The sequence below is a fragment of the Paraburkholderia sp. MM6662-R1 genome (assembly GCF_050436245.1).
GTDB classification, from domain to species: domain Bacteria; phylum Pseudomonadota; class Gammaproteobacteria; order Burkholderiales; family Burkholderiaceae; genus Paraburkholderia; species Paraburkholderia tuberum.
This window is the reverse complement of sequence record NZ_JBNDLV010000001.1, coordinates 3981841-4001698: the sequence shown is the minus strand read 5'-3', so window position 1 is coordinate 4001698 and position 19858 is coordinate 3981841. Positions and strand designations below refer to the sequence as shown.

The window sequence follows — 19858 nt, the reverse complement described above, 5'->3', positions numbered from 1 at the left end:
TCTGTTTTTTGAACAATAGTGCATCGCCATACCAGCGTAAAGCACTTTAGTGCATTTTTACGGGGAAACCCTGGCGCCCACGATCGGTCAGTTCACGCGCGCCTCGTCGGGGGCTTCCGCCGCGAGCCGCGCGGCGAGACGGTCGCGCAACTGCAGGTACGCATCGGCGAGCGTCTTTTCGCTGGTGTCGAACGACATGTCCGCGCGTCCGTACAGCTCGGCGCGCCCGGCGAGGATGCGCTTCAGGTCGTCCATCGCCTCGCGGTTGCCGGACATCGGCCGCAGATCGCCTTGCGCGACGACGCGGCGCATATGTTCCTCGGGCGTCGCCTGCAACCACACGGTGAAGCAGTGCGACAGCAGCACGTTGAACGTGCCCGATTCCGACACGAGCCCGCCCGGCGACGCGATCACCGCGTGCGGATGCTCGTGGATCACCGCCTCGAGCGCGCGTTGCTCGTAGCGTCGATACGCGCTCGCGCCGTACAGCGAATGAATCTCCGACGGCGGACAGCCCGCGAGCTGTTCGATCACGCGCGTGAGCTCGATGAACGGCACCTTGCGCTCCTGCGCGAGCATGCGCCCGAGCGTCGACTTACCCGCGCCGCGCAGGCCGATCAGCGCGATGCGGTCCTTGCGGTGCGGGTCGCGCGGCGCCTGCGCGAACATCTCGGCGAGCGCGATGCGCGCGCGCTGCAGTGCCGCCTGGTCGCGCCCCTGCAGCAGCTCGCGGATCAGCAGCCATTCGGCGGACGCGGTGGTTTCGTCGCCGATCACCTCGGCGAGCGAGCAGTTCAGCGTGGCCGCAAGCTGCCGCAGCACCAGCACCGACGCATTGCCGACGCCCGATTCGAGGTTCGCCAGATGCCGCTCCGACAAACCGGTTTCGGCCGCCAGCGTCTTGCGCGTCATGCCGCGGCGCGCGCGCAGCATACGCACACGCTCGCCCATCGCGGTCAGGAACGGATCGCGTTCTTCGCGCTCGCCGCCACGTTCGGCCGTGCGTTCACCCGCGCGCTCGGTGCGTTCGGCGCGGGCCGCGTCGTCGTCGGTTTCGTCCAACGGTGCGGGAGGGTACTTTTGATTCATGTTTTGCGACCTCGTGACTACGATACATGTACTATAGTGCTTGACATGCACCAGGTGAACGGTTTAATTTTCGCCAAAAGCTGATCCAATCACAAACACAGTCGCGCGCCGCCTTGGCATTCCGGCCGCGTCACGGAGACGGCGCCGCAATACGCATGCACCCAAGTTCCGGCGGCCGGCGGCCGGCGATCCGGCGGCCGGCGACCCGGCGGCCGGCCTGCGTGAGCGCGCTTCTGGAGGCTCGCATGTCCCCACAGGAATTCCAGCGCCTGATCGCAGGCGTCACTGGGCAACTCGCCGGGCGGCCGCTCGACGACGACACGCACGGCTTTTCCGTCGACGTCGTCGACATGCAGGACATTGCCGGTCCGCACCACGTCCATCCGCACGGCGAGATCGATCTGATCATGCCCCTCACCGACGGCGCGACGTTCGACGGCCATCCGGCCGGCAGGTGCGTGTACGGCCCCGGCTCGGCGCATCGTCCGACCGTCGCGAACGGCCGGGCGCTGGTGCTGTATCTGCTGCCGCAAGGGGCGATCGAATTCACGCGCGCGTGAGCCGCGAGCAGATCACGATCACACAAGAGCCGGACCGTGTCCACGGATGGAGGAGACATATGGAAGCCCTGCTGGAAACGAGCGCGCGCGAGCCGGTTGCGCCGCCGCCCCCGCTGTTCAACTTCGCGAGGCATCTGTTCCAGTTGAACGAAGCGCGCGCGAGCAAAGTCGCCTATATCGACGACTACGGCGCGATGACCTACGGCGAACTCGAACAGCGCGCGCGGCGCTGCGCCAGCGCACTGCGTGCGCTCGGCGTGCATCCCGAGGAACGCGTGCTGCTCGTGATGCTCGACACCGTATCGCTGCCGGTCGCATTTCTCGGCGCGCTTTACGCCGGCATCGTGCCGGTCGTCGCGAACACCTTGCTGAGCGCCGCCGACTATACGCACATGCTGACGCACAGCCACGCGCGAGCGGTGATCGTATCGGAACCGTTGCTACCTAACGTGACGGAGGCGCTGAGCAGCATCGACGACGACGGCTGCCAACCGATCGTCTCGCAGCCTCACGCCTCCATCGAAGCGCCGCTCGCGGCGCCCCGCTTCGAAACGCTGGTCGACACCGCGCTGCCCGCCGGCAAAGGCTGTGCAAGCAACGCGGACGACATCGCGTTCTGGCTCTATTCGTCGGGCTCGACCGGCAAGCCGAAAGGCACCGTCCATACGCACGCGAATCTGTACTGGACCGCCGAGCTGTATGCGAAGCCGGTGCTCGGCATCGTCGAGAGCGACGTGGTGTTTTCGGCGGCGAAACTGTTCTTTGCATATGGGCTCGGCAACGCGCTGACGTTTCCGCTGTCGGTCGGCGCGACCGCGATCCTGATGGCCGAGCGCCCGACCGCCGAGGCGATTTTCGCGCGCCTCGTCCGGCATCGCCCGACCGTGTTCTACGGCGTGCCGACCTTGTACGCGAACATGCTGGTGTCGCCCAACCTGCCCGCGCGCGCCGACGTCGCGATCCGCGTGTGCGCGTCGGCCGGCGAGGCGTTGCCACGCGACGTCGGCGAACGCTTCACCGCGCACTTCGGCGCCGAGATTCTCGATGGCATCGGCTCGACGGAAATGCTGCACATCTTCCTGTCGAATCGCGCGGGCGAAGTCGAATACGGCACGACCGGGCGCCCCGTGCCGGGCTACGAAGTCGAGTTACGCGACGAAGCCGGGCGGCCGGTGCCCGATGGCGAAGTCGGCGATCTGTTCATCAAGGGGCCCAGCGCGGCGCTGATGTACTGGAGCAATCGCGAGAAAACGCGCGCGACGTTTCTCGGCGAATGGATCAGAAGCGGCGACAAATATCGGCGTCTCGCGAACGGCTGCTATGTCTACGCGGGCCGCAGCGACGACATGCTGAAAGTGAGCGGCCAATATGTATCGCCGGTCGAGGTCGAGATGGTGCTCGTCGCGCATCCGGCGGTGCTCGAAGCGGCGGTGGTCGGCGTCGATCATGGCGGGCTCGTGAAAACGCGCGCGTTCGTCGTGCTCAAGCGCGACTTCATGCCGTCCGATCTGCTCGCCGAGGAACTGAAGACCTTCGTCAAGGAACGGCTCGCGCCGCACAAGTACCCGCGCGATATCGTGTTCACCGACGATCTGCCCAAGACCGCCACCGGCAAGATTCAACGCTTCAAGCTACGCGAACAGTCATAGGTGATTCATTGATGCAGAACCGAGGTACCGCCCCTGCCACTTCCTCCGCGAGTGCCGCCAGCCGCCTTGCCGAACTGCCGGCGAGCGCGTCGCATGGACCGCTGCGCATTGAGTACCGCTGGGTCAACGAGCAGGCGAATGCTCAGCAGGACGATTCGCCGATGGCGGTATTCCTGCACGAAGGTCTCGGCTCGATCGCAATGTGGCGCGACTGGCCGCAGACGTTGTGCGCGCGACTCGGCATGCGCGGGCTCGTCTATTCGCGGCCAGGCTACGGACTCTCGACAGCGCGTGCGCCTGACGACAAATGGCCGGTCGATTTCATGACCGCACAGGCGCGCGACATCCTCCCCACCCTGCTCGACGCGCTCGATATCGACCTGCGGCAACGCCAACGCATGTGGGTGATCGGTCATAGCGACGGCGGCTCAATCGCGCTGCTCTATGCGGCGCTGTACCCCGATGCGCTCGCGGGCGCGGTCGTGATTGCGCCGCACGTATTCGTCGAAGACATCTCGGTGCAAAGCATCGCCCAAACGAAGCAGCTTTACGAAACCACCGATCTTCGCGCGAAGCTCGCCCGCTATCACGCGGACGTCGATTCCGCGTTCTACGGCTGGAACGATATCTGGCTCGACCCTGCGTTCAGGCGGTGGTCGATCGCCGAGGCGCTCGCGCCGATCCGTCGACCGCTGCTCGCGATCCAGGGCCACGACGACAACTACGGCACGATGGCGCAGATCGACACGATCGCCGCGCGCGTGCCGCACGCCCAACTCGTGAAGCTCGACGCATGCGGACACTCGCCGCATCGCGACGCGCCCGCCGCGCTCAACGACGCCATCGCGGCGTTCGTGCGCGCACAACGATAAGCGGCGCCCGTCTGTTACCGATACTTCATAAAAATTACACGGATCGGCGATTATGCTGCTGCATCGCTGACCTCGGCACATCGATTGCGAGGCATCCCTTCCCCGCCCGGAGACAGTGCCATGCCCTTCGTGTCGAAGCCGATTCGTGCGCCCCGTCGCAAACGTTTGACAGGCGCCATCGCAGTGATCGCGCTGTGCGCGCTAGCGGGAGCGTGCAGCGACGACGCCCCGCCCGCCGGCACGAATACGATCAGTTCAACCGACCATTTCGCCGCTAACCCCGGCGACCCATCGATCGCCCGCCCATCGATCGCCCCCCCGCCGGCCGACTCCGCGCCGCCGACGCTGACGATCCAGACACCGGCGGCACCCGCATCCGAAGCCGGCACGGCGCTGTCCGCCACCTCGCCGCCGCTGGCCAGCCCCGTCATCCATACCGTCGATTGAGAATCGCGCCGCGCGCGGCGGCTAGCCCGCCTTCGCGCGTCCGACGCAGCATCGCCGTTTCAGCACCGCAATGTGTCGTCCCCGTGCCTTTTTCCTCCACCGAAGATCAAAGCCACCACCGCCCCAACCATGACCTCAAACAATCGTCGTGATTTTCTGCGCTCGGCCGCGCAAGCCGCCGGTTCCTTCACCGCGTTGAGCATGCTGCCGCCGGGCATCCGCAATGCGCTCGCGATTCCGGCCAACAACCGGACCGGCACGATCCGCGACGTCGAGCACATCGTCGTGCTGATGCAGGAGAACCGTTCGTTCGACCACTACTTCGGCACGCTCAAAGGCGTGCGCGGCTTCGGCGACACGCGCGCGATCAACCTCGCGAACGGCCAGCCGGTGTGGTATCAGCCGCAAACCGCCGATGCCAGCGGTGCCAGCTACGTGCTGCCGTTCCGTCCGGGCGCGCCGAACCTCGGCCTGCAATTCCTGCAGGATCTCGCGCACGACTGGAGCTCCACGCACGCCGCATGGAACGGCGGCCGCAACGATCAGTGGGTACCGTCGAAAGGCGCGACCACGATGGCCTACCTGACGCGCGACGACATCCCGTTCCACTATCAGCTCGCCGACGCATTCACGATCTGCGACGCCTACCACTGCTCGCTGATGGGTCCGACCGATCCGAATCGCTACTACATGTGGAGTGGCTGGGTCGGCAACGACAGCAGCGGCGGCGGTCCGGTAATCGACAATTCGGAACTCGGCTACGGCTGGTCGACCTACCCCGAAGTGCTGCAGAACGCGGGCATCTCGTGGAAGATCTATCAGGACATCGGCACCGGGCTCGACGCGAACGGCTCGTGGGGCTGGACGCAGAACGCGTACATCGGCAACTACGGTGACAACTCGCTGCTGTATTTCAATCAGTACCGCAACGCGCAGCCGGGCAACCCGCTATACGACAACGCGCGGACCGGCACCAACGCGGCCAACGGCGACGGCTACTTCGACATTCTGAAGCGCGACGTGCAGAACGGCACGCTGCCGCAGGTGTCGTGGATCGTCGCGCCCGAAGCGTACAGCGAGCATCCGAACTGGCCGACCAACTACGGCGCGTGGTACATCGATCAGGTGCTGCAGATCCTCACGTCGAACCCGGACGTGTGGAGCAAGACCGTGCTGCTGATCAACTACGACGAAAACGACGGCTTCTTCGATCACATCGCCGCACCGTTCGCGGCCGCGTCGAGCGCGAACGGTTTGTCGACCGTCGACATCACGCACGAACTCTATGCCGGCGATGCGAAGAACGTCGCCGGGCCGTACGGGCTCGGACCGCGCGTGCCGATGCTGGTGGTCTCGCCGTGGTCCAAAGGCGGCTACGTGTGCTCGGAAGTGTTCGACCATACGTCGGTGATCCGCTTCATCGAAAAGCGCTTCGGCCAGCAGCACAATCTCGGCGAATCGAACATCACGCCGTGGCGTCGCGCGGTGTGCGGCGATCTGACCTCCGCGTTCAACTTCGCGAATCCGAACGCGTCGGTGCCGTCGCTGCCGGGCACGAGCGGCTACGTGCCGCCCGACCAGAACCGTCACCCGGACTACGTGCCGCAACCGCCGACGGTGCAGACGGTGCCGAAGCAGGAAGCGGGCGTGCGCCCGGCGCGCGCGTTGCCGTACGAACTGTTCGTGCGCGTCGACGAAGGCTCGAACGGCAAGCTGACGATGCGCTTCGTCAACACGGGCCGCGCGGGCGCGGTATTCCTCGTGTACGCGGCCAATAGCGCCGACGCGCCGCGCAGCTATACCGTCGAAGCGGGCAAGCATCTGCAGGACGCGCTGCTGCTCAACGCCGACGGCAGCTACGACTTCAGCGTGCACGGGCCGAACGGCTTCCTGCGCCGCTTCGCGGGCAAGGTGGTCGCACGGAACTGGTGGAATGGTTCGGACACCGCACGGCCGGCCGTCGCCGAAGGCTACGATGTCGCGAACGGCAATCTGCAACTGCGGCTCGAGAACGTCGGCAGCGCGCGTTGCCAGTTCACGATCGTCAACGCGTACGACGCGAGCCATGTGATCAAGCATTCGGTACGCGGCGGCGACACCGACAATCTGTACCTCGATCTGCGCAACGCATACGGCTGGTACGATCTCGCGATCACCGTCGATACGGACCCGACGTTCGCGCGCCGCATCGCCGGTCATGTCGAGACGGCAAACAACAGCATGAGCGATCCGGCGCTGGGCGGCTGAGCGTCGCTGTAACCCAACGCTGCAAAAGCAACGGCCGCTGGCTCTTCGGGCACAGCGGCCGTTTTTCATCCAGCTTTCGAACGCAAGCCCGCAATCGCGCGCGAGCGTCTACGATTCGAAATCGAGCCCGCCGATCAACGTAACCGGCTCACCCTGCGTGTGCGTGGAGAAATCGAGTTCGCGCGCCTGGGTCCACGCATTGAGCTTGCGCGGCAGCGCGGCCAGATATCTGGCGAAACGCGTCGCTCCCTGCTCGCCCATCAGCCTTTCTATTTCGTCGCTGTCCCAGGTCAGATACAGATTCAACGGATGCGGGTAATGACCGAGCTCATCGAGCGGCGCGGCGTGAATCCGCACGCGGGTGGGCTGACCCTGTTCGCCATGCGGCAACACGTCGGTGTGCACGGTCTTTGCGATACACGCGGCGATCGCCTCGGCAATGCGCGGCGCGAACTCCTGGTCGAAACGCATTGCACTCTCGGGGCGCATCCAATCTCTCCGCTGTGATTCCCATCGTGGGTTGGTCATCGTAGCAGACTCAGTTTTTCGCCGGTGAGATCCCGTCCGGACCGTGCGTCACCGCCTCGCGCAGCGTCTTGCGGATCACCTTGCCGGTGGCCGTCATCGGCAGGCTTTCGACGAAGCGAATCTCGCGCGGGTATTCGTGCGCGGCCAGACGCGTCTTCACGTGCTGCTGGATCTCGCGCACGAGTGCATCGTCGCCGACGAAACCCGCTTTCAGCACGACGAACGCCATCACGATTTCGGTGCGCTCGCGATCGGGGGCGCCGACCACAGCCGCCATCGCGACGGCCGGATGACGCAGCAGCGAATCCTCGATCGACGCCGGCCCAATCCGGTAACCGGCGCTCGTGATCACGTCGTCGCCACGGCCGACGAAGCGAATGAAGCCGTCCGCGTCGCGCGTGCCGAGATCGCCGGTCAGCAGAAACCTGCCGCGGAATTTGTCGTTGGTGGCCGCAACATTCCGCCAGTAGCCGAGAAACATCACCGGATCGGGCGCGGCCACCGCGATATCGCCGATCGCGCCGGGCGGCAGCTCGTTGCCGGCGGCATCGACGATCGCGACATAGTGCCCCGGCACCGCGCGCCCGATCGCGCCGAAGCGCGGTTCGAACAGCGCCGCGCACGAGGACACCACGACGTTGCACTCGGTCTGCCCGTAGAACTCGTTGATCGTCACGCCGAGTGCGTCGCGCCCCCAGCCGATCAGTTCCTCGCCCAGCGATTCGCCGCCGCTCGCGACCGCTTGCAACGCGAGACGCAGATGAGCGGGCCGCTCGACGCCGCGCATCATCTTCAGCGCGGTCGGCGGTAGAAACGCATGGGAGACGGCGTGACGCGCGAGCAGATCGAACGCGGCGTGGCCGTCGAATTTCGCAAAACGGCGCGCCAGCACCGCGACACCGTGATGCCACGACGGCAGCAGCACGTCGAACAGACCGCCGATCCACGCCCAGTCCGCGGGCGTCCACATCAGCGTCGCGCGCGCGGGAAAGCCCTGCTGCGACATCTCCACGCCGGGCAGGTGCCCGAGCAAAACGCGATGCCCGTGCAACGCGCCCTTCGGTTTTCCGGTCGTGCCCGACGTATAGATGATGATCGCCGGATCGTCCGCCGCGGTGTCGGCCGGCGTGAACTCGGCGCAAGCGCCATTCAACGCCTGCCAGAACGACCGCACGGGCGCGTCCGATGCTTCGTCATCCTGCTCGATATCGACACTGAACACGTGTCGCAACTCGGGCAGCGCGCCGCGAATTTCGGCGATCTTTTGCACGCCGGCGTGATCGGTGATCAGCGCGAGCGCGCCGCTGTCGCCGAGCCGATGCGCGATCGCGTCCACGCCGAACAGCGCGAACAGCGGCACCGCGACCATGCCGGCCTTGTAGGCCGCGAGATGCGCGATGGCCGTTTCGATCGATTGCGACAGAAAGATGCCGATGCGCTCGCCGCGCCGCGCGCCCGCCGCGAGCAGCGCATTGGCGAAGCGGTCGGACAGGGCTTTCAGTTCGTCGAACGTATAGCGGGTCGCGCGGCCGTCGGCGTCTTCGTAGATCAGCGCGAGACGCCCCGAGCCATCGGCCCACTTGTCGCATGTGTCGACGCCGATGTTGTAGCGCGGTGGAATACGCCACGCGAATCTGGCCGTGAGCGAATCGTAAGTCTCGCCGTCGAGGTTCATCGGGTCTCCTGGATATCGTCGTTGTCGCTGCATGGCGTGATGCATGGCCCGTCGCTTGCTGCCTCTGCGCGCAGGGCCGGTGTTCCGCAGTTTAGCCCACGACCTTGCGCGCTCGGTTGATGCATTGCCGTGCGCAACTGAATTCGCCAGATACGACATAGTCCCGCTCATAATCGCCGACTCGTTGCGCTGGACTCAACGTTTTGCGACAACTCCTGTGCGATTCAAGCCCTTTACATCTGACCTGTGCCGCGCCCGTCTAGGATCGTTACACAGGTTCGGCGCGCATGTTGCGCCGCACGATCGCTACCGGATGACATATGCGCAAGGCAAGGTTTGCATCGTTCTGGCATGGCCCGGAACTTTCTCCCTACGAGATCGCCTGTCTGAATTCGTTCACGCTGTACGGCAGCGAGGTCGCGCTTTATAGCTACGAGCCGATCGACACTCTGCCGCCCGGCGTGATCGCGAAGGACGCGACCACGATACTGCCGCGCGACTCGCTGAACGACTTCCCGATTCACGGCGTACCGTCGATGGCGCATTTCACCGACTATTTCCGCTTCGTGATGTTCACGAGGACCGACGAGATCTGGGTCGATACTGATCTGCTGCTGTTGCGGGATTTCGATCTCAACGCCAAGGGCGACCTGATCGGGCGAGAGACCTCATCGAGCATCTGCACGGCGATGCTGCGGCTCGACCCGGATCAGCCGCGCTTGCACGAATTAATCGAACGTGTCGAAGCAATGAAGGGCACGGCACTGAAGTGGGGCGACACCGGCCCGCGTCTGCTGACCGCCATCTACGGCGTGAAGGCCGGTCTTCCCGAAAGCCTGTTCTATCCGGTGCACTTCAACGATTACTACAAGGTGTTCCTGCCGCGCTATTTCGACGAGTGCGCGGCGCTCTGTTCCAATGCGTACACGCTGCATCTGTGGAACAACCGGGTGGTCAAGATGGGCCTGTTCAAGCGCATCGGCCCCCCCGTTGGGTCGCTCCTGCACCACGTGTTCGAGCAAACCGGCGCCAACACGCTGTTTCGCGAGTTTTATCCGGCGAGCGTGATGCAGGCGATGATCGACAACGCGGTGGGCAAAGTCGGTAGCGACGAAGGCGTGCGCAAGCTGCTGCGCGTCGGCGTGCCGATGGTCACGACGGCCATCGCGCGCAGACTCGGCGCCTGAAGTTCGCAGCTTCAGTTCGCGCCGCCCCTGCCCGAGCCCTGCGCCTGCTCCAGCACGAAGTCGATGAACGTCGCCGCCGCGCGCGTGTGATGCCGATTCGGCATGTACAGCATGTACATGTGCGTGCCGAAGATGCTGAGCCGCCAGGCATCGAGCGCGGTCAGCACGGCGCCGAGCTTCAGATCGTCCTGCACCACGTAGTCGGGCACGAGTCCGACACCGAGACCGGCCAGCACCGCCTGGCGCAAAAATAGAAAGTTTTCCGAAATAATCGTCGGTTCGAGCAGGACTTCATGACGCTCGTCGCGCAGATACGCGGCGAGCCGCAACTGCTTGCCGATCACGGCCGCGGTAATCAGCGGCGCGGTGCGCAGGTCGTCGAGCGTCGCGGGCAGGCCGTGTGTCCGCGCGAATTCGGGGGATGCGCAGGCCACGTACCGGACTGGCCCCATGTCCCGCGCGACGAGGTTTTGCGGCGGCTCCGACATCACGCGCACCGCGATGTCGATCTCGTCGCGCATCAGATCCTCGACGCGGTTCTCGAACATCACATCGAGCACGATACCCGGATACAGCCTCTTGAACGCGATCAGCCAGTCGGACATCACGAGCTGGCCATAGCCGCTCGGCACGCTGAGCCGCACGCGCCCCTGCAGGCTCTGGCCCAGTGTCGTCACCGACTCGCGCGCGGCCAGCAGCGCGTTGCGGATCGTGCGGCCGTGCTCGTAGAGCCGCAGACCGATCTCGGTCGGCTCGACGCGACGCGTGGTGCGTCGCACCAATTGCAGGCCGACCGAACGCTCGAGCTGATTCAGGTGATAGCTGACGTTCGCGCGGCTCATCTTGAGCCGGCGTGCCGCTTCGCTCAGATTGCCGGCGTCGAGGATGTCGACGAGCAGGGTCAGCGAGTTGACGTCCATGGCCCAGTCTTTGTCAAAATAATTTTGACAGTCTGTCAATCAACGGTGTCATTGTCAATGAACGTTGACCACTCCAGAATGGGACGATCCGGCGCGCCTCGCCATCCTCGAACGGAGACACCTACGATGACCCTTTCCTCCTCGGCCGACGTCGTCACGCGCGAATTGCACGGCAAGGTCCTGCTCGTCACGATCGACCACGCGCCGGTCAACGCGCTATCCGCCGACGTGCGGCGCGGTCTGCTGGCCGCGATCGAAGCCGGCGACGCCGACCGCGCGGTCGAAGCCGTGCTGATCGTCGGCGCGGGGCGCAACTTCATCGCCGGTGCCGATATTCGCGAGTTCGGCAAGCCGCCGGTGCCGCCTTCGCTGCCGGACGTGTGCAACCGCATCGAGGCATGCACGAAACCCGTGATTGCCGCGCTGCATGGCGCGGCGCTCGGCGGCGGGCTCGAAGTGGCGCTCGCCGCGCATTACCGGATCGCCGTCGACGGCGCGAAGCTCGGCCTGCCCGAAGTGCAGCTGGGTCTGCTGCCTGGCGCGGGCGGCACGCAACGCACGCCGCGTCTGATCGGCGCGCCGGCGGCGCTCGACCTGATGCTGAGCGGCCGTCACGCGAGCGCGAAGGAGGCGCTCGCGCTCGGCCTCGTCGACCGTCTCGGCGACAGTGGCGACATACTCGCCGAAGGGCTCGCCTACGCGCACGAGCTGCTCGCCGCGCACGCGCCGGTACGCCGCACGCGCGACGCCGCCGCATTGATCGATCGCGCCGCGAGCCGCGCCGCCGTCGCGAAAGCGCGTGACGAAACCGCGAAGAAAGCGCGCGGCCTGTTCTCGCCGCTGAAAATCGTCGATGCCGTCGAAGCCGCGATCGAACAGCCCTTCGAGGAGGGCTTGAAGCTCGAACGCAAGCTGTTCCTGCAATGCCTCGACAGCCCGCAGCGCGCCGGCCTGGTTCACGCATTCTTCGCCGAGCGCGAAGTGCTGAAGGCGCCCGAAACGCGCGACGCGACACCGCGCGCGCTTGAGGCGATCGGCGTGATCGGCGGCGGGACGATGGGCGCCGGCATCGCGGTCGCAGTGCTTGACGCGGGGCTGCCCGTCACGCTGATCGAACGCGACGAGGCGGCGCTCGCGCGTGGCCGCGCGCACATCGACAAGGTCTACGACGGGCTGATCGCCAGAGGCCGCCTCACCGTTGAGAAGAAAGCCGCGACCATGGCGCGCTGGAGCGGCAGCACGTCGTACGATGCGCTTGCTCACGCCGACCTCGTGATCGAAGCCGTGTTCGAAGATCTCGACGTCAAAAAGGCCGTATTCGCCGAGCTCGATCGCGTCTGCAAGTCCGGTGCGGTGCTCGCGACCAACACGTCGTATCTGGACATCGACGCGATCGCAGCCAGCATCTCGCGCCCCGCCGACGTAATCGGCCTGCACTTCTTCTCGCCCGCCAACATCATGAAGCTGCTTGAAGTCGTGGTGCCGCAGCAGGTCAGCGCCGACGTCGTCGCGACCGCGTTCGAGTTCGCGAAGAAGCTGCGCAAGACGCCGGTGCGCGCCGGCGTGTGCGACGGCTTCATCGGCAATCGCCTGCTTGCCGTGTACCGCGCCGCCGCGGACGCGCTGCTGGAAGACGGTGCGTCGCCGTATCAGATCGACGCGGCGGTGCGGGCGTTCGGCTTGCCGATGGGCCCGTTTCAGGTGGTCGATCTCGCGGGCGGCGACATCGGCTGGGCGGCGCGCAAACGCCGCGCGGCCACGCGCGAGCCGAACGCGCGCTACGTGCAGATCGCCGACCGCCTGTGCGAGCGCGGCTGGTTCGGCCAGAAGACCGGCCGCGGATTCTATCTGTACCCCGAAGGATCGCGCGGCGGCATGCCCGATCCCGAAGTCGAGGCGATCATCGACGCCGAGCGTGCGCGCGCGGGCATCACGCCGCGCAGCTTCACCGACGAGCAGATCATGCGCCGCTATCTGGCCGCGATGATCAACGAAGGCGCGAACGTCGTCCACGAAGGTATTGCGCTGCGCCCGCTCGACGTCGACGTTACCCTGCTGTACGGCTACGGCTTTCCGCGCTACCGCGGCGGTCCGATGAAATACGCGGATAGCGTCGGCCTGCCGACGATTCTCGCCGACATCCGCGAGTTCGCGAAGGAAGACCCGCTGTTCTGGCGGCCGTCGCCGCTGCTCGTCGAGCTGGTCGAGCGCGGCGCCGATTTCGCGAGCCTGAACACGACGGCCTGAACCACCACGAACACTGACGGAACGACTGCGATGGATCTGAACTTCACCTCCGAGGAAGAAGCGTTTCGCGCCAGCGTGCTGGCGTTTCTGCGCGACAAGCTCCCGCGACGTCTCGCCGGCAAGGTGCACGGCGGGCGGCGTCTGACGCGCGACGACATGGCCGAGTGGCACGCGATTCTGAACGCGCAAGGCTGGCTCGCGAATCACTGGCCGAAAGAGTACGGCGGCCCGGGTTGGAGCGCAGTGCAGAAATTCATCTTCGAAAACGAATGCGCACTCGCCGGCGCGCCACGCGTGGTGCCGTTCGGCGTCAACATGCTCGGGCCGGTGCTGATCAAGTACGGCAGCGAGGCGCAGAAGCGTCACTGGCTGCCGCGCATTCTCGACGGTTCCGACTGGTGGTGCCAGGGCTATTCGGAGCCCGGCGCGGGCTCCGATCTCGCGTCGGTCAAGACGACGGCAGTGCGCGGCAAGGACGCGCAGGGCGAGCACTACCTCGTCAATGGCCAGAAGACGTGGACCACACTCGGTCATTACGCGAACATGATTTTCTGCCTCGTGCGCACCGCGACCGACGTGCGCAAACAGGAAGGCATCAGCTTTCTGCTGATCGACATGAACACGCCGGGCGTCGAAGTCCGGCCGATCATCACGCTCGACGGCGAGCACGAGGTCAATGAAGTGTTCTTCACCGACGTGCGCGTGCCGGTCGGAAATCTCGTCGGCGAAGAAAACAAGGGCTGGACCTACGCGAAATATCTGCTTACGTACGAGCGCACCAATATCGCCGGCGTCGGTTTTTCCGTCGCCGCCTTCAACCGTCTGCGCAAGATCGCCGCGACACAGCTGCGCCACGGCCGGCCGCTCGCCGAGGATCCGGCGTTCGCGGCACGCATGGCGCGCGTCGAGATCGATCTCGAGAACATGAAGACGACCAATCTTCGGGTGATCGCGGCCGTGGCGGGCGGCGGCGTGCCCGGTGCCGAGAGTTCGATGCTGAAGATTCGCGGCACGGAGATCCGTCAGGAGATCTCGTCGCTGACGCGGCGTGCGATGGGCGCTTATGCGCAGCCATTCGTCGAGGAAGCGCTGCACGAAGGCTTCGACGGCGTGCCGGTCGGCCCCGACGAAGCCGCGAGTGCCGCGTCGCAGTACTTCAATAATCGCAAGCTATCGATCTTCGGCGGCTCGAACGAAATCCAGAAGAACATCATTTCCAAAATGATCCTCGGACTGTAAGAGGCGCACGTCATGAATTTCCAGCACACCGAAGAGCGCCGCATGCTGGCGGATACGCTGAATCGGTTTATCAGCGAGCAGTACGGCTTCGCGACGCGCGATGAAATCGCACGCTCGACGCAAGGCTTCAGCACCGAATTGTGGGCACGCTTCGCGGAGCTTGGCGTGATCGGCGCACTGTTCGACGAAGCGAGCGGCGGTTTTGGCGGCGGCGGGTTCGATATTTCCGTGGTGTTCGAGAGTATCGGCCGCGGGCTCGTCGTCGAACCGTTTCTCGATACGCTGGTCGTCGGCCGGGCGATCGCTCGCAGCGGCGGCGACGTGCAGAATGCGGCGCTGGGTTCGTTGATCGACGGCTCGCGGATCGTTGCGCTTGCGCATGGTGAACCGGACAGTCATTACGAGCTTGCCCGGGTCGCGACGACGCGCGCGCGCCGCAGCGTAAATGGCAACAGCGGCGTGTGGACGTTGCACGGCGCAAAGGCCGTCGTTCAGCATGGCGAGCATGCTCAGGTGTTCCTCGTCTCGGCACGCACGAGCGGCGAGGACGATGCCGAAGCCGGCATCACGCTGTTTCTGGTGCCGAGGGACGCGACGGGTGTGAGCGTGCGCGGCTACCGCAAGATCGACGGAGGACGCGCGGCCGAAGTGACGTTCGACGACGTCACGCTCCGCGACGACACCGTGCTCGGCTCAGTGGATCACGGCTTTGCGACGCTCGAATATGCGCTGAGTTGCGGCGTGCTCGCGCTGTGCGCGGAAGCGGTCGGCGCAATGGACGTCGCGAAAGACTACACGCTCGACTATCTACGCACGCGCAAGCAGTTCGGCGTGCCGATCGGCAGCTTCCAGGCGTTGCAGCATCGCATGGCCGATTTGCTGCTCGAAATCGAGCAGGCGCGCTCGGCGGTGATCAACGCGGCGGCAGCGCTCGACGGCGAACGAAACGCGCGCGAGCGCGCGGTGTCGGCGGCGAAGTACAGCATCGGCCGGATCGGCACGCGAGTCGCGGAGGAATGCATCCAGTTGCACGGCGGGATCGGTATGACGTGGGAACTGCCGCTCGCGCATTACGCGAAGCGGCTCGTGATGATCGATCATCAGCTTGGGGATGAGGATCATCATCTGGAGCGGTTTGTGGCGTTGGGGGCTCAAGGGCGGTGATTCGTGTGCGCTTGCGAATGCGAACGCGTGCCGGCGACATGTCTGCCAGATTGCAGTCGCCTATTCTTGAGGAGCTGAGCCTGCCAAACGAATCAAAAAAGTTGAGCGATGCCGGATGGACTGGATTGCGGATGCACGAGGACGCTGTCCTTCGCTACGACAACGACGTAGCGAACAATTGCACCTGCGGGATAGGCACGCCTGCGTAGTTCGGCACTGGCCGCCGCATCCAATCCAGCCGGCGTCATCGCAACCCGCAGTGGACTGCCCGCCAGTGAGGTCGACGCGGCCCTGTCGCATTGCGACGCGAATCAGATGAGCATGAATCTGTGCGCGTGGCGCGATCAGATCGTCGCGGAGCAGAAGCTGGAGCAGGTCGTCAAGGGCAAGGCCGCGGTGTCGGCGAGTTGCAAAGCGGCGATCAAGAAGAGGCTCACCGCGTGGAAAACGCGCCGTGACGCCAACTGCAAAAAATCGGCTTCTCGAGAATGGGGCGGCGGGTCGATGCTGGCCACGGCGGTCGCGATGTGCAAGACAGCCGAAACCGAGCGCATAAGCAAAGCAATCGAGGCTTTGGGATGCAGATGAGCGTGGGCGAAGCGTTGACAGCGGGAAATGCTGCCCCGCGCGACGGGCAAGAAAAAAGGACTTACGGCTTTCACCATAAGTCCTTTTGATCTTTTTGGTCGGGGCGAGAGGATTTGAACCTCCGACCACCTGCACCCCATGCAAGTTTTTGTCGGTTCCACGGACTTCCAACATCTTCCGGAATGCGCCTTCAATCCATTGATTTTATAGAGAATTATTAGGATACCTTGTCCCGCAATTTCCACTACAATGCCATGCAAGCCCCCGAATCTGTGGGGGCAATTGTGGGGGCAAAATTTGCCCACGGGAGAATGCAATGGGCACGCTCGCCACGAGGGAATTGCAAGCGCTAACGCCGGCAGACAATGGACGACGTCTCGCTGACGGACACGGTGTCTTTGGCGTGGTCCGCGCAGGGGCAAAGGGCATCTCCGTCCAATTTTCGCTGCGCTATCGAGCAGGCGGTCGGGTACGCGAGTTGCGCCTCGGCACATTCCCGAAGTCGAGCCTTCGCCAAATCAGGGATGCCCGTGACAGTGCGCGCGCACGCATTAGTTGCGGAGAAGATCCGCTGGAACACAAACGCATCGAAAAGCTGAAAAAGCTAGCCGAGACGGGCGCAGAAGTCCGTAGCCTCGAGGACAAGCTCGCACGGAAGACGTTCAGACAGCGATTCAATGAGTGGACCGACTCCGCTCTGCAGAAGCGGGCCGACAAGGGGCAAGAAATCCGTCGCGCATTCGAAAAGGATGTGCTACCAGTGGTCGGCGACATGGCGATGGAAGACGTGCGTCGCGCTCACATCATGTCGTCACTTGATGCGATCATCGCGCGAGGCGCCAACCGCCTCGCCAACCGGACGCTCACAGATCTCAAGCAGTTCTTGAAATGGTGCCAAGCGCGAGAATACGTTTCCGTCGATCCCCTGCTTATGGTCTTAAAGAAGGATGTCGGTGGTACAGACGGTGAACGGGAGCGAACGCTCTCGGATCATGAGATCAGTGCCCTACCGAACGCTCTTGAGTCCGCGAATTTGCCCAAAACGACAAAGCATGTGTTGATGCTGATCCTGGCAACCAACACGCGTGTGGGCGAGGTCATCAAGACACGCAAACGCGACGTCAACCTTGAACTGCGAATTTGGCGCGTGCCATTTGAGAACGCGAAGAACGGGGACGCTCACATCGTATTTCTGTCCGACTTCGCCGCGAAGCTCATGGGCGCACTCATCCAATTGTCCGACAGCAAGGAATGGCTGCTGCCCGCCTACCGCCGCGAAGACAAACCCGAAACGCACATCGGCCTCAAAAGCATCACCAAGCAGGTGTCGGATCGCCAGTTGGTGTTCTATGAACGTGACGCACACGCCAACCGAACCGCTAAAACTAACTCTCTCGTTCTCGGCGACGAGAAATGGACGCCGCACGACCTGCGCCGAACAGCCGCCACCTTGATGCAGTCGATCGGCGTATTACCCGCTGTGATCGACAAATGTATGAACCATCGCGAGCAGAACCGCATGAAACGCATCTATCAGCGGTATCCGTATACGGTCGAGAAACGCGCCGCATGGCAACTGCTGGGTGCGCGGCTGGAACAGTTGACGGGGCAAGGTGCACCCACCGAGCAAACTCAAGGGGACGCGTCGGCCGAAATTAGAGAGCACGCCACACCGGCCGGAGCGATCGACGTCGCGACGGTGGAATAATCGACGGCAATCTGCCCGGCGCGTTATTGATATGCCCCACTCGATCGTCAATCGGTGACGGGGAGCCTTGTGTATACGGCTTCTCCGGCCGGTCGGGAGTGACGATACCGTCAGCCATACCGAAAAATCCAGTCGGCAGTTTTCAGCTCTGGACAGACCGCAACAGAGAATCCACGCGCACTTTCGTTCAAACATCGCGAACACAGGGCATCCGAATGCCGACTTCTTCAGGAATACCGTCTTCGATACCGTCAGGCACTTTCCAGCGCGATCCTCGCAAAGCTTGAAGAAGCCATGATCCCAACTGCGGCCATGTTACCGACCGGAAACGATGCAAACCGTGCTGCAACCCCGGCGAGCGCAGCGGCCGCTCGACCGGAAAATGCTGCGCAACCACGACTGGCAAGTGTCTCAATCTTCAGCAGGCGCGATCAAACTCATGTCAAGGGCAATTGTGCGTATCGCGAAACCCCGCATCGGGGAGCCCGCGCGATTCTCAGAGCCGATCAGGACACGCTAGCACGCGTCGGGCTGAGTCGGAGTTCGCCTCCATGGCGGGCCGTCGTCCCGGCGCGCTCCACGTCGGCTTTCAAGGTACAACGGCCATTCGTCTACTCGCACAGGGAGACTGGAGTTCGGCCATTGCCGACATTGCGACGGTCTGGGCGGTGCGTCAGCAATGCGGCGGATTGCCGACGGTGGTGCCATCGAGCAACCCGATGGCAGCTTCGTGCAACAGCGAACTCACTCTCCCGAGCCGTTTCCGACGCCGAGCCTTCGCAGCGCCTATCCGCTACGCAATCTATATGCGGCCAGAAGACGGTCAGCCTTTCGGTATGGATGCGAAACGCAGCCACCCCGAGGAACTTAAGAAATGAAATGAATCAAGCTGACAACCAGTTTCGGCCTCAGCGCACCGGTTCAAAATCCACATTCCTTGACATCCCCGGGCTTCGCTCTTCGGATGGAACCGGCGCGAAGCAGGCCGAGCGCAGCGACGTCACCCGGCGTGAGCCTTGGAGCTCGCCTCCAGCGATTTCAGTCCATCTGGCACTTCAATTTCCGGTAGCGGTTTTTCATTGAGCTGCCTGATAGTCGGGCGTGCCACGCGAAGCGCCGCGAGTGCCAACTGCATGACCTCGCGCGGGTGTTCGGCGGACGCCGCGCCCGACAAAACCGTCTCGACGCTCTGATGGATCGCGCCGATCAAAAGGTCCCTCGCAGCACGGACGTTGGTGAACTGGGCGATGCCTTGCTCCCGTGCTCTTGCGAGGTCACGCGGAAGATACACGTCCGTCAACCGTCCGCTGGCCCCGCCACGGATGCCCGTCCTCGTAATAAACGCCCCCCACGCTGGATGCTTGATCGCCACCTGCGTATAGAGCAGGCAGCCTGTCAACACCCGCTCGATGGGATTGTCGATCGCGCCCACACACACCTCGATGCGGGCAATGACCTCGTCGCTCAACTCCGACGTGACTGCGTCGAGCAGTTCGGCGGTCGTCTTGAAGTAGTTGTAGAACGTGCCGCGTGCGACGCCCGCTGCCGCGAGGAAGTCGTCGATCGACGCCGCGTCGGGCCCCTTGGCCGCAAAAACTTCGACGGCCGCGCTCAACAGTTTACGGCGCGTGGATTCCCGTCGCACGGCGCCGGTCCGTACGCGGTGGTCCTCGTTCGCGAGGACGAGGCCCTGGTTGTCGCTTTTCGAATGCTTGGTCATTAGCGCGGTACCCGGGGT

General features: G+C 64.3%; 17 protein-coding genes. 12 read left to right on the top strand and 5 right to left on the bottom strand.

Features of this window, described 5'->3' with window-relative positions:
- Positions 1–87: 87 nt before the first annotated feature.
- Positions 88–1089 (bottom strand): helix-turn-helix transcriptional regulator, encoded by a 1002-nt coding sequence (locus OKW39_RS18955; protein WP_429563236.1) that lies wholly within the window; start codon positions 1087–1089, stop codon positions 88–90.
- A 245-nt stretch (positions 1090–1334) separates the two neighbouring features.
- Between OKW39_RS18955 and OKW39_RS18950 the strand changes: the two genes are divergently transcribed.
- The 5 genes from OKW39_RS18950 (at position 1335) to OKW39_RS18930 (ending at position 6864) form a co-directional block, all read left to right on the top strand.
- Entirely contained in the window at positions 1335–1649 is a 315-nt protein-coding gene (locus OKW39_RS18950; protein WP_429334943.1) for a DUF4863 family protein, read from the top strand.
- Between the two features lie 59 nt (positions 1650–1708).
- On the top strand, positions 1709–3298 hold the full coding sequence (locus tag OKW39_RS18945; RefSeq protein ID WP_090800958.1) for a benzoate-CoA ligase family protein: 1590 nt from the start codon (positions 1709–1711) through the stop codon (positions 3296–3298).
- Between the two features lie 11 nt (positions 3299–3309).
- Positions 3310–4170 (top strand): alpha/beta fold hydrolase, encoded by an 861-nt coding sequence (locus tag OKW39_RS18940; protein ID WP_429363520.1) that lies wholly within the window; start codon positions 3310–3312, stop codon positions 4168–4170.
- A gap of 120 nt (positions 4171–4290) precedes the next feature.
- Positions 4291–4617: a hypothetical protein gene (locus OKW39_RS18935; protein ID WP_429334945.1), complete on the top strand. Its 327-nt coding sequence runs from the start codon at positions 4291–4293 to the stop codon at positions 4615–4617.
- 129 nt (positions 4618–4746) lie between these two features.
- On the top strand, positions 4747–6864 hold the full coding sequence (locus OKW39_RS18930; RefSeq protein ID WP_429363516.1) for a phosphocholine-specific phospholipase C: 2118 nt from the start codon (positions 4747–4749) through the stop codon (positions 6862–6864).
- A gap of 108 nt (positions 6865–6972) precedes the next feature.
- Here the strand turns inward: OKW39_RS18930 and OKW39_RS18925 are convergent, their stop codons facing one another.
- A complete protein-coding gene (locus tag OKW39_RS18925; protein ID WP_429334947.1) occupies positions 6973–7353 on the bottom strand; it encodes a DUF5594 family protein in 381 nt (126 codons plus the stop codon).
- 49 nt (positions 7354–7402) lie between these two features.
- Complete coding sequence (locus tag OKW39_RS18920) at positions 7403–9067, bottom strand: acyl-CoA synthetase (RefSeq protein ID WP_429563235.1); 1665 nt, start codon at positions 9065–9067, stop codon at positions 7403–7405.
- 320 nt (positions 9068–9387) lie between these two features.
- Between OKW39_RS18920 and OKW39_RS18915 the strand changes: the two genes are divergently transcribed.
- On the top strand, positions 9388–10254 hold the full coding sequence (locus OKW39_RS18915; RefSeq protein ID WP_090800964.1) for a hypothetical protein: 867 nt from the start codon (positions 9388–9390) through the stop codon (positions 10252–10254).
- A gap of 11 nt (positions 10255–10265) precedes the next feature.
- On the opposite strand, the gene OKW39_RS18910 is transcribed toward OKW39_RS18915, so the two are convergent.
- The gene (locus OKW39_RS18910; protein WP_184063703.1) at positions 10266–11174 is read right to left on the bottom strand and encodes a LysR family transcriptional regulator; all 909 of its coding nucleotides are present in this window, start codon (positions 11172–11174) and stop codon (positions 10266–10268) included.
- 126 nt (positions 11175–11300) lie between these two features.
- Here OKW39_RS18910 and OKW39_RS18905 point away from each other — a divergent pair, with 126 nt between their 5' ends.
- From OKW39_RS18905 to OKW39_RS18880, 6 genes are all read left to right on the top strand, one after another.
- Positions 11301–13421: a 3-hydroxyacyl-CoA dehydrogenase NAD-binding domain-containing protein gene (locus OKW39_RS18905; protein WP_429563234.1), complete on the top strand. Its 2121-nt coding sequence runs from the start codon at positions 11301–11303 to the stop codon at positions 13419–13421.
- Between the two features lie 30 nt (positions 13422–13451).
- The gene (locus OKW39_RS18900; protein WP_429563233.1) at positions 13452–14660 is read left to right on the top strand and encodes an acyl-CoA dehydrogenase family protein; all 1209 of its coding nucleotides are present in this window, start codon (positions 13452–13454) and stop codon (positions 14658–14660) included.
- Positions 14661–14672: 12 nt separating this feature from the next.
- Complete coding sequence (locus OKW39_RS18895) at positions 14673–15824, top strand: acyl-CoA dehydrogenase family protein (protein WP_429334952.1); 1152 nt, start codon at positions 14673–14675, stop codon at positions 15822–15824.
- Between the two features lie 315 nt (positions 15825–16139).
- Entirely contained in the window at positions 16140–16412 is a 273-nt protein-coding gene (locus tag OKW39_RS18890; RefSeq protein WP_429563232.1) for a lysozyme inhibitor LprI family protein, read from the top strand.
- Positions 16413–16728: 316 nt separating this feature from the next.
- The gene (locus OKW39_RS18885) at positions 16729–18120 is read left to right on the top strand and encodes a tyrosine-type recombinase/integrase (RefSeq protein WP_429363502.1); all 1392 of its coding nucleotides are present in this window, start codon (positions 16729–16731) and stop codon (positions 18118–18120) included.
- Between the two features lie 551 nt (positions 18121–18671).
- A complete protein-coding gene (locus OKW39_RS18880) occupies positions 18672–18998 on the top strand; it encodes a hypothetical protein (protein WP_429363500.1) in 327 nt (108 codons plus the stop codon).
- Between the two features lie 122 nt (positions 18999–19120).
- Here OKW39_RS18880 and OKW39_RS18875 read toward each other — a convergent pair whose 3' ends face one another.
- Positions 19121–19840, bottom strand: coding sequence for a TetR/AcrR family transcriptional regulator (locus OKW39_RS18875; RefSeq protein WP_429563231.1), 720 nt, complete (start codon positions 19838–19840; stop codon positions 19121–19123).
- Positions 19841–19858: the final 18 nt, after the last annotated feature.

Bases quoted from the DNA above. Each gene is read 5' to 3' on its own strand.
- OKW39_RS18955 (WP_429563236.1), bottom strand. From the start codon at position 1,089: ATGAATCAAAAGTACCCTCCCGCACCGTTGGACGAAACCGACGACGAC.
- OKW39_RS18950 (WP_429334943.1), top strand. From the start codon at position 1,335: ATGTCCCCACAGGAATTCCAGCGCCTGATCGCAGGCGTCACTGGGCAA.
- OKW39_RS18945 (WP_090800958.1), top strand. From the start codon at position 1,709: ATGGAAGCCCTGCTGGAAACGAGCGCGCGCGAGCCGGTTGCGCCGCCG.
- OKW39_RS18940 (WP_429363520.1), top strand. From the start codon at position 3,310: ATGCAGAACCGAGGTACCGCCCCTGCCACTTCCTCCGCGAGTGCCGCC.
- OKW39_RS18935 (WP_429334945.1), top strand. From the start codon at position 4,291: ATGCCCTTCGTGTCGAAGCCGATTCGTGCGCCCCGTCGCAAACGTTTG.
- OKW39_RS18930 (WP_429363516.1), top strand. From the start codon at position 4,747: ATGACCTCAAACAATCGTCGTGATTTTCTGCGCTCGGCCGCGCAAGCC.
- OKW39_RS18925 (WP_429334947.1), bottom strand. From the start codon at position 7,353: ATGCGCCCCGAGAGTGCAATGCGTTTCGACCAGGAGTTCGCGCCGCGC.
- OKW39_RS18920 (WP_429563235.1), bottom strand. From the start codon at position 9,067: ATGAACCTCGACGGCGAGACTTACGATTCGCTCACGGCCAGATTCGCG.
- OKW39_RS18915 (WP_090800964.1), top strand. From the start codon at position 9,388: ATGCGCAAGGCAAGGTTTGCATCGTTCTGGCATGGCCCGGAACTTTCT.
- OKW39_RS18910 (WP_184063703.1), bottom strand. From the start codon at position 11,174: ATGGACGTCAACTCGCTGACCCTGCTCGTCGACATCCTCGACGCCGGC.
- OKW39_RS18905 (WP_429563234.1), top strand. From the start codon at position 11,301: ATGACCCTTTCCTCCTCGGCCGACGTCGTCACGCGCGAATTGCACGGC.
- OKW39_RS18900 (WP_429563233.1), top strand. From the start codon at position 13,452: ATGGATCTGAACTTCACCTCCGAGGAAGAAGCGTTTCGCGCCAGCGTG.
- OKW39_RS18895 (WP_429334952.1), top strand. From the start codon at position 14,673: ATGAATTTCCAGCACACCGAAGAGCGCCGCATGCTGGCGGATACGCTG.
- OKW39_RS18890 (WP_429563232.1), top strand. From the start codon at position 16,140: ATGAGCATGAATCTGTGCGCGTGGCGCGATCAGATCGTCGCGGAGCAG.
- OKW39_RS18885 (WP_429363502.1), top strand. From the start codon at position 16,729: ATGGGCACGCTCGCCACGAGGGAATTGCAAGCGCTAACGCCGGCAGAC.
- OKW39_RS18880 (WP_429363500.1), top strand. From the start codon at position 18,672: ATGGCGGGCCGTCGTCCCGGCGCGCTCCACGTCGGCTTTCAAGGTACA.
- OKW39_RS18875 (WP_429563231.1), bottom strand. From the start codon at position 19,840: ATGACCAAGCATTCGAAAAGCGACAACCAGGGCCTCGTCCTCGCGAAC.